The 14,482-nt window shown below is 59.6% G+C and carries 14 protein-coding genes; 10 read left to right on the top strand and 4 right to left on the bottom strand.

The annotated features are described in order from the left end of the window. Positions 1–32: 32 nt before the first annotated feature. Together C7446_RS16265 and C7446_RS05215 are read right to left on the bottom strand one after the other, a co-directional pair. Positions 33–845, bottom strand: a complete 813-nt coding sequence (locus C7446_RS16265; RefSeq protein WP_147408725.1) for a hypothetical protein — start codon at positions 843–845, stop codon at positions 33–35. After that, entirely contained in the window at positions 842–1,417 is a 576-nt protein-coding gene (locus C7446_RS05215) for an acyltransferase (RefSeq protein ID WP_121172003.1), read from the bottom strand. The genes C7446_RS16265 and C7446_RS05215 overlap by 4 nt, the downstream gene beginning before the upstream one ends. Before the next feature lie 193 nt (positions 1,418–1,610). Between C7446_RS05215 and C7446_RS16755 the strand changes: the two genes are divergently transcribed. Next, on the top strand, positions 1,611–3,512 hold the full coding sequence (locus tag C7446_RS16755) for a flagellin N-terminal helical domain-containing protein (protein ID WP_121172001.1): 1,902 nt from the start codon (positions 1,611–1,613) through the stop codon (positions 3,510–3,512). A gap of 297 nt (positions 3,513–3,809) precedes the next feature. On the opposite strand, the gene C7446_RS05205 is transcribed toward C7446_RS16755, so the two are convergent. After that, a complete protein-coding gene (locus C7446_RS05205) occupies positions 3,810–4,295 on the bottom strand; it encodes a phosphate-starvation-inducible protein PsiE (RefSeq protein ID WP_121171999.1) in 486 nt (161 codons plus the stop codon). Positions 4,296–4,733: 438 nt separating this feature from the next. Here C7446_RS05205 and C7446_RS05200 point away from each other — a divergent pair, with 438 nt between their 5' ends. Both C7446_RS05200 and C7446_RS05195 read left to right on the top strand, forming a co-directional pair. Continuing rightward, on the top strand, positions 4,734–5,111 hold the full coding sequence (locus C7446_RS05200; RefSeq protein ID WP_121171997.1) for a flagellar protein FlaG: 378 nt from the start codon (positions 4,734–4,736) through the stop codon (positions 5,109–5,111). Between the two features lie 375 nt (positions 5,112–5,486). Next, a complete protein-coding gene (locus tag C7446_RS05195) occupies positions 5,487–5,690 on the top strand; it encodes a cold-shock protein (RefSeq protein WP_121171995.1) in 204 nt (67 codons plus the stop codon). A gap of 592 nt (positions 5,691–6,282) precedes the next feature. Here C7446_RS05195 and fliE read toward each other — a convergent pair. Further along, positions 6,283–6,600: a flagellar hook-basal body complex protein FliE gene (gene fliE / locus C7446_RS05190; protein ID WP_121172344.1), complete on the bottom strand. Its 318-nt coding sequence runs from the start codon at positions 6,598–6,600 to the stop codon at positions 6,283–6,285. Between the two features lie 341 nt (positions 6,601–6,941). Here fliE and fliF point away from each other — a divergent pair, with 341 nt between their 5' ends. The 7 genes from fliF (at position 6,942) to fliL (ending at position 14,481) form a co-directional block, all read left to right on the top strand. Then, the gene (fliF, locus tag C7446_RS05185) at positions 6,942–8,699 is read left to right on the top strand and encodes a flagellar basal-body MS-ring/collar protein FliF (RefSeq protein ID WP_121171993.1); all 1,758 of its coding nucleotides are present in this window, start codon (positions 6,942–6,944) and stop codon (positions 8,697–8,699) included. After that, positions 8,686–9,690, top strand: a complete 1,005-nt coding sequence (gene fliG / locus C7446_RS05180) for a flagellar motor switch protein FliG (protein WP_121171991.1) — start codon at positions 8,686–8,688, stop codon at positions 9,688–9,690. The genes fliF and fliG overlap by 14 nt, the downstream gene beginning before the upstream one ends. Further along, entirely contained in the window at positions 9,683–10,399 is a 717-nt protein-coding gene (locus tag C7446_RS05175) for a flagellar assembly protein FliH (protein WP_121171989.1), read from the top strand. Before fliG ends, C7446_RS05175 begins: the two co-directional genes overlap by 8 nt. A gap of 69 nt (positions 10,400–10,468) precedes the next feature. After that, entirely contained in the window at positions 10,469–11,848 is a 1,380-nt protein-coding gene (gene fliI / locus C7446_RS05170; protein ID WP_121171987.1) for a flagellar protein export ATPase FliI, read from the top strand. 36 nt (positions 11,849–11,884) lie between these two features. Next, the gene (gene fliJ, locus C7446_RS05165) at positions 11,885–12,334 is read left to right on the top strand and encodes a flagellar export protein FliJ (protein ID WP_121171985.1); all 450 of its coding nucleotides are present in this window, start codon (positions 11,885–11,887) and stop codon (positions 12,332–12,334) included. Positions 12,335–12,352: 18 nt separating this feature from the next. Further along, on the top strand, positions 12,353–13,813 hold the full coding sequence (locus C7446_RS05160; protein WP_121171983.1) for a flagellar hook-length control protein FliK: 1,461 nt from the start codon (positions 12,353–12,355) through the stop codon (positions 13,811–13,813). A 179-nt stretch (positions 13,814–13,992) separates the two neighbouring features. Beyond that, a complete protein-coding gene (gene fliL / locus C7446_RS05155) occupies positions 13,993–14,481 on the top strand; it encodes a flagellar basal body-associated protein FliL (protein ID WP_121171981.1) in 489 nt (162 codons plus the stop codon). Position 14,482 lies beyond the last annotated feature (1 nt).

The following is a 14,482-nucleotide window of genomic DNA, read 5'->3' as shown; positions in this document are numbered from 1 at the left end:
GGCGGGCAGGATGCTGCCATCCTGCCCATCTTTTATTTGAAATTTTCTTTGACTCCATTCTCAGTCATTTTTTCGCTTAAAACTTTTTCTACAAAGATAGGGTCAAAATAAGCAATCCGGTCTAAAACCAAGGATTCTTCATTATCAAAATTTATGTCACCGGTCTTTTTTACCCCAAGGTTAGGGTTAAACCTTTTCTTCTTAATCACGCCATGCTGCTTTAATGCCTCGTCACGATCAGAAAAATAAAGACCAAATCTCTCCCCCATACTTTCAAAGCACTTAAAATCATGAAGATCATCAGCTTGAACATTAAAAATTTTTGATGACAAACCCATAGATTCATATATATTTGCTGCCTGAATTTGTCGGAAAAATGAATCTAAAACCCCCCAATAGCAAAGCTGATAGTTGCTCAAAGACTCTGGCAAGTATATCGGTAAATTACCGGGGAACGATGGGTCAGAAGAGTATTGACGGCCTCTTTCTGTGCGCATGGGGTAACTCCCACGAACATAAAGACTTTTAGCAACTTCTCTAAAGTTTCGATTGAGCAGGACAATTTTTGGCTGCACGCCAAGTCTCAACAAGGGTATAAAAAAGCTTTTACCAAAAACATTACTAGTTTCTATATAATTTTTTTGCTTGATCTTATTAATATTTTCAATTCTCCTTTTAAGGAAGCCCAACGCATGGCGCGGATCTTCTTTAACCAAAGGAAAGATGTCAGCATAGTTTGGCTCTGGTTCATGTAGTGCCAACGTGTCATGAAAAAGGCCAAACAACTCTGTTAAAAAAGTTGTCCCCGTTCTTCCATGTGTGATAGTAAAAATCATGTTTTTCATAAGAAATCACCATTTATATTTTTAACAGGTTTAGCTGGCCTCCCTGCAACAACAGTATTGTCAGGTACATCTCCCACAACCAAGCTGCCGGCGGCGATTACTGCATTTTTTCCTATTACAGAGGGTCCCAGCACAGTAACTCCAGAGCCCATCCAGACTCCTTCTTTCACACAAATATCGCGACCTTCATCAGGGACTGCTTTCAACCTTTCCATGCCAACTCTCGTATAGTCATGAGTACCCGTTAGCAGCATGCATCGATGACCAAAAAAGCAGTCCGCTTCGATAGTTATATGCCCAGAGCGCGTGTTTAAAACTAAATCGTTAATAGAAATAGTAGCTCTTTCAATATGTACGCGATTTTTATCTCCCCATATTCTAGGTTGCCTCATTTCGTATTCTGCTATATACGGCATTAAGAGCCTAGAAAGCACATCCAAATCTTTTTTTTCAGCAGTTCTCAAAAGAGATAAAAAATCACTTTCCTTTTCATCTTTCACCTGATCGCTAATACCATCAATCTTCTTGGATTCTGCCGAACCCAAAGGTTTTTCATCCAAAATTTTAATCATAGCATTCTCCAATCACTGACAAGTACCTGTCAGCATACTCTCCGCTGCTCTGCCGCAACTTTCTAAAAAAGATAAAAAATGACCTTTCCTATTCCTTTCATTTTTCGCCTCTTTCTTCCATTTTCCTCTAAAGTTTTGTCAGTGCGAGCCGAGTACTGATTTTAGTTAGGTCGCTACCAGCCATGGAAAGCTCATGTCCACCCTATCCTTTCTCAGCTCACTGAACACCCAGCAGCAGCTGGACAAGACCCAGCGCTCGCTGAAGCGCTCGATCGAACGGCTTTCCACCGGGCTGCGAATCAACTCGGCCAGGGATGATGCTGCCGGATCGGCCATCAGCAATCGGATGACCAGTCAGATCCGTGGTCAGCAACAGGCGGCAGCCAATACCAATGATGGCATTTCCGTTTCCGGCACGGCTGAAGGCGCCCTCTCGCAGATCAATCAGCGGCTACAGCGAATACGCGAACTGACAGTACAGGGCATCAACGGTGCGCTGAACCTGACAGATCAGGATACAATCCAGCAGGAGATCAATCTCAATCTCAAGGAGATCGACCGCCTGACATCACAATCCCGGTTCAATGGGCTCAATCTATTGGATGGAACCGCCGGCACAATCGATGTGCAGATCGGGGCCAATGATGGGGAGACGCTCGGCGTCGATCTCAATCCGCCCGGTTTCAGCGTCGAGGAGCTGGGGTTGAAGGATTTCACCATTGCCGGTGTCAGCGGTCATGTCACTCCTCTGAACATGGTGGCAGGTGCAGCACATCAGATTCCGGTCGTGGATCCGACCACCAATCTGAGCTTCAACGGCAGCAGTACCAGTAATCCGGTGCTGATGGAAAGCAGCACCCCGGGCTATGGCGCTCGCTATACCCGCTCTCAGGAAAACGGCGAGACCGTTTATTACGTTTCCACGCTTGCGGCGCAGCCCAGCCATGAGACTGCCAGTGGCCGGAACAGCATTGCAGTCGATGTAGGCGAGCAACTGTACGCCCCCGTGGAAGACGTCAACAGCGTACAGCTTGATAGCGCCACCGTTGTGTTTGAAGATCAAAGCGGTAACAGCATCGAAAATGCTCGACTGGTAGCCACCGGCAACCAGTACTTCATTCAACAGGGCACAGGAAGTACTGCCCAGTTTTACAGCGCAGCGGTTACCACCGACAACCCCATTGTGACAGCTCGGGCAGACAGCTCATCCACCATGGATCCTGCTATGCTAACCGGCTTGCAGCCGGTGACGGAACTCGATGGTCAGTCGCTCGCGGATGCCGATACAGAGCTTCGATATCTGGATGCAGAGGGTAACCCACTCGATGCCGATGCAGTGCTTACAGTAGATGATAGCGGCCATTATTATCTTGAAGACGACGGTAACTACTACGCCGTTTCCGCTCCTTCCGCCCGGTCTGCCCAGGTAACCGCTCGAGCCACGACCGCAACGGCGCTGGATGCGCCGGTATTTACCGAATCGGAAACAGTGGAAGGGGTTTCAACCATCACGCTTGACCCAGCCAATGTCACGGTCGACTACACCGACCGCGACGGCAATTATTTCGCGGATGCCCTGAGAACGGATGAAGAGGGGCAGTATTATCTGCGCGTCGCGGGAGGAGATGCCAATACTCCCAGCTACAAGACTGCAACGCTGGTTGAAAGCGAGAACATGGGGACGCTGCTCAAGACCCGTAACGGTACCGGCGATGTCATCCTCTATTATCAATTTGCGCAGAACGCCAATACGGATGTGCCTGCAGAGCACAGCACCGTTGGCCTGAGGGAAGTGGGGGGAGAAATTCGTCTGAAAACGCCTGATCACCCGCTTGCAGCGCTTGATCGCGCCATTGCACGAGTCGACGACAAACGTAGCCAGCTCGGCGCCACTCAGAACCGGATGAGTTCAATTCTGGATCAGCAGGCAAGGGATACTACCCTGCTCTCCCAGGCGCGCTCACGCATCATGGATGCCGATTATGCCGTTGAAGTCTCCAACATGACCCGTGAACAGATTCTGCAGCAGGCTGGTACGGCAGTGCTGGCCCAGGCCAACCAGAGCAATCAGAATGTGTTGTCGCTGCTGCAATAAATTCCGTAGCGTTGCATATACATGGTACATGGTCCGTTCGGAACTCAGATTTTCAGGATCGCGCCAACAAGTGAAAATCGCGACTGAAGTCGCTCCTACAAGAGACCGTGGTAAAGAGGCAGGCTCGGAGAGCGGGATAAAAGGCCTCTACAGCATCGCGACTGAAGTCGCTCCTGCAAGAGACCGTGGTAAAAAGGCAGGGCTCGGAGGCCGGGTTAAAAGGTACCTGCAGCATCGCGACTGAACTCTTTCCTGCAACACCAGCATGATCATCTACCCCAGCATCCATGCCAGCACCTAGCGTTCATCCACCTTGTCGTCCTTTTCACCGCTGTCCGTGGTGTAGGGCGGGCGCTCCGGCTGAGAGGGAAAGCGCGCGGAACCGTAGCGTACGATCAGAATGGAGATGGAAAGCAGCAGTACGGAGACGGCGATATAGATGATGCCCATGTCCGGGTCGTGGTGATTGTGCTGAATATCGCCGATCATCATCCGTGTCAGGGCCGTAATGGCCACATAGATCAGAAACCGCACCGGCATGTGATTGGTGCGAAAGTAGATGCCGACCATCGCGCCCAGTTCCAGATAGATGAACAGCAGCAGAATATCATCGACCCCCGGTACGCCATCGGCCAGCATGTCCAGAAAGGTAAACAGCGCCCCCCAGGCGATGGCGCCACCTATGGCAAACAGGGCCATGAAGTGAAAGCCTCCTACCAGCAGTTTGCCGATGCGATCGGTGCGCTGATGCAGGCGCTGACTCCAGTCATTCTTCTTCGGCATGGTGACCCGAACTCTACGAAGATAAAAAAAATTGAAAGATCATGAAGACTATCAGGCTATCCACCCTGGCACACAACATATGGCAATCGTAGTGGCTTTTTTCTTTTGATCAGTTCTTGAGTGCGATGTCCCCGGATCTGCTCATGCTGTATTGAAAATCGCCTCGGCAGACTCGCCTGATCATGATCCCTTCATCCAGACCGGCCCGCCTCGGTTGCCGCCCTGCCCGCCCCATACATGCCGGTGCTTCGCAGGAAACCGATCACCCTGCTCTCATCAGCACTGCCATGCGGCTCATGTCATGGCCAATGCTGGCTCATTCATGCAATTCATACCTCAAACCAGCCTTTCGGGCAGTAGCTCCCTTCTGACCACCCTGTTAAAAAGCAGGTACTCATATGATTACAAGTGTTACCCGGGTCTTCAGGGGGTTCGGCAATGACTACAGTCACTCAGGCATCCTCGCCTGCCTTTTCCATCTCGCCAGGTCTGGCAGCCACTGCTGATCTCTCAGCCGGCACTGTTCCCGTTACCGCTTCAGCCGAAGCCCGGGAGACCGCCCTTGCCCGCTCCCCGGGCGAAGCCACGCTGGAGCTGGAAGAGTTGGTCAGCGAGCTCAATCAGACCCTGCGCCGTTTCGGCGTGGAGTTCGAGATCGACAGTGCCATCGACCGGGTGATCACCCGGGTGGTCGATCGGCAGAGCGGGGAGCAGATTCGCCAGATTCCCACAGAAGAGGTGGTGCGCATTCTGCATCGGCTGGCTGGCCAGCCGGCCGCTGCGGAGGCCGGGTTGCTGTTCAGCGAACTGGTGTGAGCGTTCGATCAGCCGGCCTTTCGCTTCGAAGCCGATGCTGCGAGCCCGAGCCGCCGGGCTGACCGCGCCAGCGATACAGCTTGCCCGGCGGCACATGCGTACAGGTTATTCCCGGCTTCATGCCACTGACCATGAATGGTACGGAGCCTTCGAGCGCAATGGCGTCTGATCCATTGGTCGCTTCCCGCAGATCGTATTTGACGGCGCGAAGTGAAAATGCCACTGTACACGTGGATGGGCGCAAGAGGCCTATTGTCAGTTGTCATCGAGTCATCGATGTGCCGCTGTATAGTAGTCTTGCCCTACCCTCGCACGACCGGGTAGAACCGGCACTCTATGTACGAATAGCGCTTTATGCGCGCAGGAAGATCGAATATGGCAACTGGCACGGTTAAGTGGTTCAACGACGCCAAGGGTTATGGCTTCATCGCTCCCAGCGACGGCGGTGATGACGTTTTTGCCCATTTCTCTGAAGTCCAGCAGGACGGCTTCAAGTCTCTGCAGGAAGGTCAGAAGGTTTCCTTCGAGATTACTCAGGGCAAAAAGGGGCTGCAGGCCTCCAATATCCAGCCTGAATAACTGCCTGGACTGATTGTCCGGCATATTTGGGCAGGCATGCAGGGTCCGCTACGGCGGGCCCTGTTTTTTTGTGTCTGGCAGACGGGTGCCGGCCATGAGTATCAGCACCTTCGCGACTGAAGTCGCTCCTACGAAACTCGGGGTCAGCCGGAATACGGAAGGCAAGCCAGCCGCGGTTGAAGTCGTGTCCGCAGGAGATACGCTGCCAACCGGCGCTTCATCGCGACTGAAGTCGCTCCTACAAAAGCCGTGGCCAGCCGGAACACGGAAGGCAAGCCAGCCGCGGTTGAAGTCGTGTCCGCAGGAGATGCGCTGCCAGCGGGCGCTTCATCGCGACTGAATTCGCTCCTACAAAACCCATGGTCAGCCGGAACACGGAAGGCAAGCCAGCCGCGGCCGAAGTCGTGTCCGCAGGAGATGCGTTGCCAGCCGGCATTTCATCGCGACTGAAGTCGCTCCTGCAAAACTCCATGGTCAGTGATCTTTCCGCCTTCGTTCGTAATCGCCCCGCAGACCCAGAGTGTAGGAGCGACTTCAGTCGCGATTGCCCTTTTTATCGCAACATGCAGGCCCTGCTTCGCACGCCCTGCCCTCACACCTGCATGTTCATGATGTCCTTGTAGGCGGTCATCAGCCGGTTACGGACCTGAAGCCCCATCTGAAAGGAAACGCTGGCCTTCTGCATGTCCACCATGACGTCGTTGAGCTCCACGCCGGGATCGCCGCGGGTAAAGGCCATGCTCTTTTCAGCGGCATTCTTCTTCAGCCCATCCACCCGGTCGATGGCACTCTTGAGCTCACCGGCAAAACTCGCACCCTCGGACTGCACAGGCGCGGCCTGCTGACCACCGGCCTGCTGCGCCACCTGCTGCATCTGTTGAACAAGGGCCTCCAGGCCGCCACCGGTCACTGCCATGATTCACTCCACGAAATTGTTACGGGAAGCGCCCAAACGATTCCCAATGTAACCAAGTGTCACGGATGTTATAGCGTGTGCTGTTGCTGTGATCCCGCCAAATAGTACGGAAAAGGTCGGCTTTTCAATCCTTCAAAAAAAACTGTACCCGGAATAATGGCGCCATTTCGCCGGCAGCACTTCGCGCCCCGCCGGGCGCGGCTGGCCACAGGGCGGGTACTACAAGGAAGGCATTTCGTGAAACCGATCGCTCCCCTTATGACTGGTTGCAGGCAGGCTCCCCGGCGCTTCTCAGCGTCCGGTGGCTTTATTGATTCAAGGGAAGGTCGCCACCAATGAGCGACGCCAATGCCACAGCCACCTCGCCCCGGGCCATGCTCGAGCGGTTGAAGGCCAATCCGCGCCTGCCGCTGATCATTGCGGTCGCGGCGGTGGCTGCCATTCTGGTGGCCCTGCTGCTGTGGGCCCGCTCGCCCGACTACCGGGTGCTGTTCTCCAATCTGAGCAATGCCGACGGCGGCACCATTGTCAGCCGGCTCGAACAGATGCAGGTCCCCTACCGGCTCACCTCGGGGGGTCAGGCCATCATGGTGCCGGCCGACCGGGTGGATCAGGTCCGCCTGTCACTGGCCAGCGAGGGGCTGCCCAAGGGCGGCGGCGTCGGTTTCGAACTGATGGACAACCAGTCCTTCGGGGTGAGTCAGTTCGTCGAGCACGTCAACTATCAGCGTGCGCTGGAGGGCGAGCTGGCCCGCTCGATCGAATCGATCGATGCCGTCAGCAGCGCCCGGGTGCATCTGGCGATGCCCCAGGAGTCGGTCTTCGTTCGCGATCGCAAGCAGCCGACCGCCTCGGTCATCCTGCCCCTCTACCAGGGCCGGGCCATGGCCGATGGCCAGGTCAGTGCGATTGCGCATCTGGTCTCTTCGAGTGTCAGCAACCTGCCGGTCGACGCCGTGACGGTGGTCGATCAGAACGGCCGGCTGCTCTCTCGGGCGGGTGCCGGCGACGGACGCGGCCTGGATGACACCCAGCTCGAGTATACCGCCCGGATCGAGCAGAACCTGCGCAACCGGATCGAAACCATTCTGGCGCCGGTGGTCGGCCGCGAGAACGTGCGTGCCCAGGTCACCGCCAGCCTTGACTTCTCCAGGGCCGAACACACCCGGGAGCAGTACACCCCGAATCAGGACCCCGCTCAGGCCGCCATTCGCAGCAAGCAGGTCAGTGAAAGCAACCAGCTGGGTGGCAGCGGCATCGGGGGCGTACCGGGTGCGCTAAGCAATCAGCCCACCCCGCAGGCGCCTTCCCCGATCCAGAACCCGGATAACGGGAACAACCAGGGCGATGATGACCAGGGCAACAACCAGAATGATAACAATGGCGGCGACGCCAACGGGACTGCCGGCCAGCGCGGCACCCCGCGCTCGAGCAACCACAGCTCCACCATCAATTATGAGCTCGACCGTACCATTCGCCATGTCCAGGAGGAGTCCGGCCGGGTTCAGCGGCTCTCGGTAGGCGTGGTGGTCGACTACCGCAACCAGGTGGGTGACGACGGTGAAATCAGCCGGGTACCGCTGAGCGACGAGCAGATGGCGCAGATCCAGCGTCTGGTGCGCGAAGCCGTGGGGTATTCGCAGCAGCGTGGCGACTCGGTGGAAGTGGTCAATGCCGAATTCAGCGAGCAGATGCTCTCCGAACCGCCGGCCCCGGCCTGGTGGCAGAATCCGCAGCTGATCTCGCTGGCCATGACCGTGGGACGCTACCTGCTGATCGCTCTGGTGGCCTTCATTCTCTGGCGCAAGCTGATCAAGCCGCTGCTGGATCGCCAGCGTGAAGCCGCCCCGGCCCCCGCTGCCACCGGCACCAGCAGCACTGGCAGCTTCGCCGCGGTGGCCGGTGATGACGAGGAGTTCGAGGGGAGCGCGGAAGAGGAAGAGGCCGAATTCAATCGCAACATGGCGGAACAGGCCCGCAAGCGTCAGCGCAAGGTCTATGACAACCAGCTGGCAGAGGCACAGGAGCGTGCCAAGGACGATCCCCGAATGGTGGCGATGATTCTCAGAGGCTGGATGAATGGCAAAGACTAAACTCAACGAAGCCGGCGTCGAGCACAGTGCCCTGCTGCTGATGGCACTTGATGAAGATACCGCGGCCGAAGTCTTCAAGAGCCTCTCGCCCCGCGAGGTTCAACAGATCGGCATGGCCATGGCAGGGCTCGGTCAGGTGTCGATGGAGCGCATGAGCGAGGTCATCAAGCAGTTCAACGAGGAACTGAGCCAGTACGACGCCATCAGCATGCACTCCAGCGACCACATTCGTGCCGTACTGGTCAAGGCGATGGGCGAAGAGCGCGCCTCCAGTCTGCTGGAGGACATCTTCGAGTCCAATCAGGACAACGGCATCGATGCCCTCAACCTGATGGAGCCCAGCGTGGTGGCCGAAATGATCCGCGATGAACATCCGCAGATCATCGCCACCATCATGGTCCATCTGGAGCGCAGTCAGGCCTCCGATGTGCTGGCACTGTTCGATGACGGACAGCGCAACGATGTGGTCATGCGTATCGCCACCTTCAGCGGCGTCCAGCCGGCGGCCCTGCAGGAACTGACCGAGGTGCTGGGCGGGCTGCTGGACGGCCAGAACCTCAAGCGCGCCAAGATGGGTGGCATTCGTACTGCAGCGGAGATCCTCAACCTGATGAACTCCACTCAGGAAGAGAGCGTGCTCGACAGCGTGCGCAGCTACGACGAGAACATCGCCCAGCAGATCATCGACGAGATGTTCGTGTTCGACAATCTGGCCGATGTCGACGATCGCAGCATCAAGCGCATCCTGCAGGACATCGACACCAATTCGCTGGTCATCGCCCTCAAGGGCGCCCCGGAAGAGGTTCGCGATCGCTTCACCGCCAACATGTCCGGCCGTGCAGCCGAGATGCTGCTCGAGGACATGCAGATGCGCGGTCCGATCCGGCTGTCGCAGGTCGAGGCCGAGCAGAAGAACATCCTGACCCTGGTCAAGCGTCTGGCCGATGCCGGCGAAGTGACCCTGGGAGGAGGCGACGACGCCTATGTCTGATCGAGCCCACGGCGATCGCAACCCTCACTGGCAGCGCTGGGAGATGGGCCAGCTGGAGCGGCGGCAGTCGCGGCGTCAGGGGGATGTCGATGCCGGACGTCAGAATGTGGCCGCCAGCGAGGAGCAGCAGCGCCGCCAGGAGGACGAACTCAGGCGCCAGGGCGCGGAGCGCGGCTTCGAGGAAGGCCGTGCCAGCGGCTACGAAGCCGGCCACGGCGAGGGCTATGCGGCGGGCTATCAGGCCGGGCTCGACCAGGCACTGGCCGATCACCAGGCACGGCTTGACGCCGAGCTGGCGACCACCCTCGAGCCGATGAGCCGCCTGGTGCATCACTTCGAGCGGGCCATCTCCCAGCTGGATGACGATGTGGCCTACGCGCTGGTCGAACTGGCGCTGGAGACCGGCCGCCAGCTCGCCGGCCGCCAGCTGGAGCTGGCACCGGAGCATATCCTGGATGACATCGAGGCGCTGATCGCGGCCGAACCGACGCTGAGCGGCTCTCCCACACTGTGCGTGCACCCCGATGATCTGGTGCTGGTACAACGCGAACTGGGCGGCATGCTGAACGACATCGGCTGGCAGCTGCGCGCCGACCAGTCGCTGACGCCGGGCGACTGCCGGGTCGAAACCGAGCAGCGCGAGATCGATGCCAGCCGCAACGATCGCTGGGAGCGGCTGCGCCATGCCGTCGGCCACGGCAAGCACTGATGCCACCCGGCGCCGGCCTTTTTTTCATCATCCGCTCGGCAACCCCGCCCTGGCGGCAAGGGAGATGACATGACCACCGATGCCATCCTGCTCAATCGCTGGCGACGCACGCTCAACGTGGCCGCCGGCCGCGCGGCGTGGGTTTCCCCCTATCGTGAGCGCGGCCGACTGACCCGGGCCACCGGGCTGGTGCTCGAGGCCATCGGGCTGAAACTGCCGCTGGGCAGCAGCGTGGTCGTCGAGCTCGCCGATGGCCAGGGCGAAGCGGAGGCCGAGGTGGTCGGATTTACCGGCGACAAGCTCTTCCTGATGCCGCTGGTGGAAACCGCCGGGCTGGTCCCCGGGGCGCGGGTCTGGCCGGCCAATCCACGACCGGGCGATAACGCAGCCGCCAGCCAGCGGCTGCCGGTCGGTGACAGCCTACTGGGCCGGGTGGTGGATGCCCGCGGCCGGATTCTCGATGGCCGTGGCCCGCTGGAAGAGCCCGAGCACGCTTCGCTCAACGCGCCCATCCTCAACCCGTTGCAGCGGGCGCCGATAGAAGAGGTACTGGATGTCGGCGTGCGTGCCATCAATGCCCTGCTGACCGTGGGACGTGGTCAGCGGCTCGGGCTGTTTGCCGGCTCCGGAGTCGGCAAGAGTGTGCTGCTGGGCATGATGGCCCGTTACACCCGGGCCGATGTCATCGTGGTGGGGCTGATCGGTGAGCGTGGTCGCGAGGTGAAGGACTTCATCGACAACATTCTCGGCGAGGAAGGGCTGCGTCGCTCCGTGGTGGTTGCCGCGCCGGCGGACAATTCACCGCTGCTGCGCCTGCAGGGCGCCGCCTATGCCACGCGTCTGGCGGAGAATTTCCGGGACCAGGGCAAGAACGTCCTGCTGATCATGGATTCGCTGACCCGCTATGCCATGGCCCAGCGTGAAATCGCCCTGGCGATCGGTGAGCCGCCGGCCACCAAGGGCTATCCGCCGTCGGTATTCGCCCGGCTGCCCACGCTGGTCGAGCGGGCCGGCAATGCCGAGGCCGGCGGTGGCTCGATCACCGCCTTCTACACCGTACTGACCGAAGGCGATGATCAGCAGGACCCGATTGCCGATGCCGCCCGCGCCATCCTGGACGGCCACTTTGTGCTCTCGCGGCGACTGGCGGAGGCCGGCCACTATCCGGCCATCGATATCGAAGCCTCGATTAGCCGGGCGATGACCGCGCTTATCGATGAAACACATTTCGAACGCATCAAGTACTTTAAGCAAATGATGTCCCGCTATCAGCGCAACCGGGACCTGATCAGTGTCGGGGCCTATGCCGCCGGCAGCGATCCCCTGCTCGATCAGGCGATTCGCCTCTATCCGGAGCTGGAAAGGTTTCTGCAGCAACGCATGTCCGAGCGCGCCGATTTCAACGGGTCACTCGAACAGCTCAGGCAGCTGATACCGCTTGCCGGCTGAGTGTCATGCAGCGCAATTTCATGAGTTCCCACCGACATGTCGAATCGCAACTCTTCACTGGACACCCTGGTCGAACTGGCCCGCGAACATCGCGATGGCGCCGCGAAGTTGCTGGGCGAGCTGCGCAGCTCGCATCAGCGCAGCCATCAGCAGCTCGATTCGCTGCTGCACTATCGCGACGAGTATCGCCGTCAGTTCGAGGCCGCCATGGCCAACGGCATCAGCATGGCAGCCCTGCAGAACTATCAGCGGTTCATGCGCTCGCTGGATCAGGCGATCGACCATCAGCACCAGCAGGTGACCCGCAGTGAAGGTCGCGTCGAGAAGGGCGTGACGGACTGGCAGCGACAGCAGCAGCGCGTCAACGCCTATGACGTTCTGGCCACCCGCCGGCTCGAGGAAGAGCGGCTGGCCAGCAATCGGCGTGAGCAGCGCCAAACCGATGAATTCGCCAGTCGCGCCAGTGCCGCGATGGGTGGTTTCTGAATCCAAGGGAATGCCGGTGTGACCACATCGATTTCTTCACTCAGCCCGACCCAAACCACCAGCGCCTCCTCCCCGACCGTCGCCGGTCAGCAGGGAGGCGGAAGCGATTTCAAGGCGATGCTCACCCAGCAGCAGTCCGGCAGCAGGAGCGACGCGAAAACGGCCGAAACGCCCCGGGCTTCCGACAGGCACGCATCCCGCTCCGCTTCCGAGCACACCGCTTCTCATGACCGGCAGACAACCGGCAAAAACGAGAGCGGCGGCGAACCAGCGCAACCGTCGGCGCCTGACCTCACGGCGAAGCGGCACGGTTCGCCCGGCAAGGAGGCAAGCAGCCATGCGCATGACCCGGCCGGCACGCTGCAGCAGCTGGCCGCCAGGCATGAAGGCAAGGGACCTGCGCGCAACGAGGCGGCCGCCGATACTGAGGCTCAGTCCCGTGATCATTCCCGCCCGGATGCCAGCGACAAGGCGGCACTGGTCGAGCACATCAAAAGCGTGCCGGACGACGCTCGTGCAGCGGCGGACATGCCGGGCAAACCCGAGAATCGGCTACAGCACGCTGGCCGTGTAATGAATGACAAGGGTGAGGATCGCCGAACGCACGATGACGAGCCTTCCATCGATGGTTCCGCTGCCCTCGCCTCGCTGCTGGGGGCACAGCAGCAGCCGGCGGCCCGACACTCGACGGGTGTCACACATGACAGCAGCGGCGGCGCCCGGCGGAACGATGCACTCTCCCGCCAGGCGGTAACCGCCAGCCTGCAGGGCGCCGACGATCAGGGCAAGGGGGCCCAGAGCGAACTCAAGGCCGATGGTCGGCTGCTCAATGCCATCGACACCTCTTCCTCGAATGCCAGCGATCAGCGTACGGCCTGGTTGAGCGCACTGGAAGGCAGCGAGAGCTCAGCCTCCGGGCGCCTCACCCTGCATGCAACCGGCCTGCAGGCAGCCGACGGTTCGAATGCCGCGTTCATGCCCCAGGGCACGAGCCCCGTGATGCCGAGCGCGGGTGCCACCCCGCAGCCGATGATGACCGCCACCCTGACGCCCCAGCTGCAGGCGGAGGGCTGGGATCAGGCCTTCAATCAGCAGGTAATGCGGCTCAGCCATCAGGGCGGTGGCAGCGCCGAACTGCATCTCAACCCCCCGGATCTGGGTCAGCTGCAGCTGAGTCTCAAGCTGGGCGACCAGCAGGCACAGCTGCACGTGATGTCGCCCCACGCCCACGTGCGGGCGGCCGTGGAAGCCGCCATGCCCCAGCTGCGTGATGCCTTCTCGGCCAGCGGCATCGAACTCGGCCAGACCTCGGTGAGCGACCAGGGCGCCCAACAGCAGCAGCAGTCGACTCCGGGCTCCGGCCAGTTCTCCCGTGCCGGCATGACAGGCAGCGATGGCCTGTTCCCCGACAGCGATGACGCCATTGTCATCGACAGCTCGGGCCCGCGCCCTCTCAGCGGCATCGATCTGTTCGCCTGATCGCCTTCCACACCCCGGGCCAGCCAAAGCATTGAGTTGGCCCACCTGAATGGCGCTATTTGATCCATCGTCGCCGGCTACGCATCGTAACATGGCCTCCGACGGTAACCGGTGCTGCGGGCCCTCTCGGGCCCCTGGCACTCCCCACCGCCCCGTTCACTCTTTTCGGAATCCTGGTGATGGCCACAATGACCGATGCTTCGGCAACTCCTGTCCGTAAACGCCCTGCCTGGTGGCTGATCGCCCTGCTGCTGATCGCGGCCCTCGGCGCGGGTGCCGCCGGTGGCTGGTATTTTCTCGGCAGCAGCGATGAGGCCGTTGCCAGCACCGAGGAGGCCGAACCCGCGCCGCCGGCAGCACCTGTCTTTGTCGAGCTCAAGCCGTTCACCGTCAATGTCGGTGATGACAACGGTCGGGTGCTGTATACCGGCATCACCCTGCAGACCGGCAGCGACGAGGCCGCCGCCCTGCTCAGGGACCACATGCCGGAAGTCCGCAATCGCATCCTGATGGTACTGACCAGCCACGACGCTGCCAGCCTGACCAGTGCTGCCGGCAAGCAGGCGCTGGCGAAGGAGATCGTGGCGGCATTCGATCAGCCGTTCGATGACGGCCAGACCCGGGCCGACGTGACCCAGGCCCTGTTCACCGATTTCATTGTGCAGTGAA

The organism is Kushneria sinocarnis (assembly GCF_003633775.1).
In the GTDB taxonomy this organism is placed as follows: Bacteria; Pseudomonadota; Gammaproteobacteria; order Pseudomonadales; family Halomonadaceae; genus Kushneria; species Kushneria sinocarnis.
Note: the sequence above shows the minus strand (reverse complement) of the source record. Positions and strands in the feature narration are given on the sequence as shown.

Bases quoted from the DNA above. Each gene is read 5' to 3' on its own strand.
- C7446_RS16265 (WP_147408725.1), bottom strand. From the start codon at position 845: ATGAAAAACATGATTTTTACTATCACACATGGAAGAACGGGGACAACT.
- C7446_RS05215 (WP_121172003.1), bottom strand. From the start codon at position 1,417: ATGATTAAAATTTTGGATGAAAAACCTTTGGGTTCGGCAGAATCCAAG.
- C7446_RS16755 (WP_121172001.1), top strand. From the start codon at position 1,611: ATGTCCACCCTATCCTTTCTCAGCTCACTGAACACCCAGCAGCAGCTG.
- C7446_RS05205 (WP_121171999.1), bottom strand. From the start codon at position 4,295: ATGCCGAAGAAGAATGACTGGAGTCAGCGCCTGCATCAGCGCACCGAT.
- C7446_RS05200 (WP_121171997.1), top strand. From the start codon at position 4,734: ATGACTACAGTCACTCAGGCATCCTCGCCTGCCTTTTCCATCTCGCCA.
- C7446_RS05195 (WP_121171995.1), top strand. From the start codon at position 5,487: ATGGCAACTGGCACGGTTAAGTGGTTCAACGACGCCAAGGGTTATGGC.
- fliF (WP_121171993.1), top strand. From the start codon at position 6,942: ATGAGCGACGCCAATGCCACAGCCACCTCGCCCCGGGCCATGCTCGAG.
- fliG (WP_121171991.1), top strand. From the start codon at position 8,686: ATGGCAAAGACTAAACTCAACGAAGCCGGCGTCGAGCACAGTGCCCTG.
- C7446_RS05175 (WP_121171989.1), top strand. From the start codon at position 9,683: ATGTCTGATCGAGCCCACGGCGATCGCAACCCTCACTGGCAGCGCTGG.
- fliI (WP_121171987.1), top strand. From the start codon at position 10,469: ATGACCACCGATGCCATCCTGCTCAATCGCTGGCGACGCACGCTCAAC.
- fliJ (WP_121171985.1), top strand. From the start codon at position 11,885: ATGTCGAATCGCAACTCTTCACTGGACACCCTGGTCGAACTGGCCCGC.
- fliL (WP_121171981.1), top strand. From the start codon at position 13,993: ATGGCCACAATGACCGATGCTTCGGCAACTCCTGTCCGTAAACGCCCT.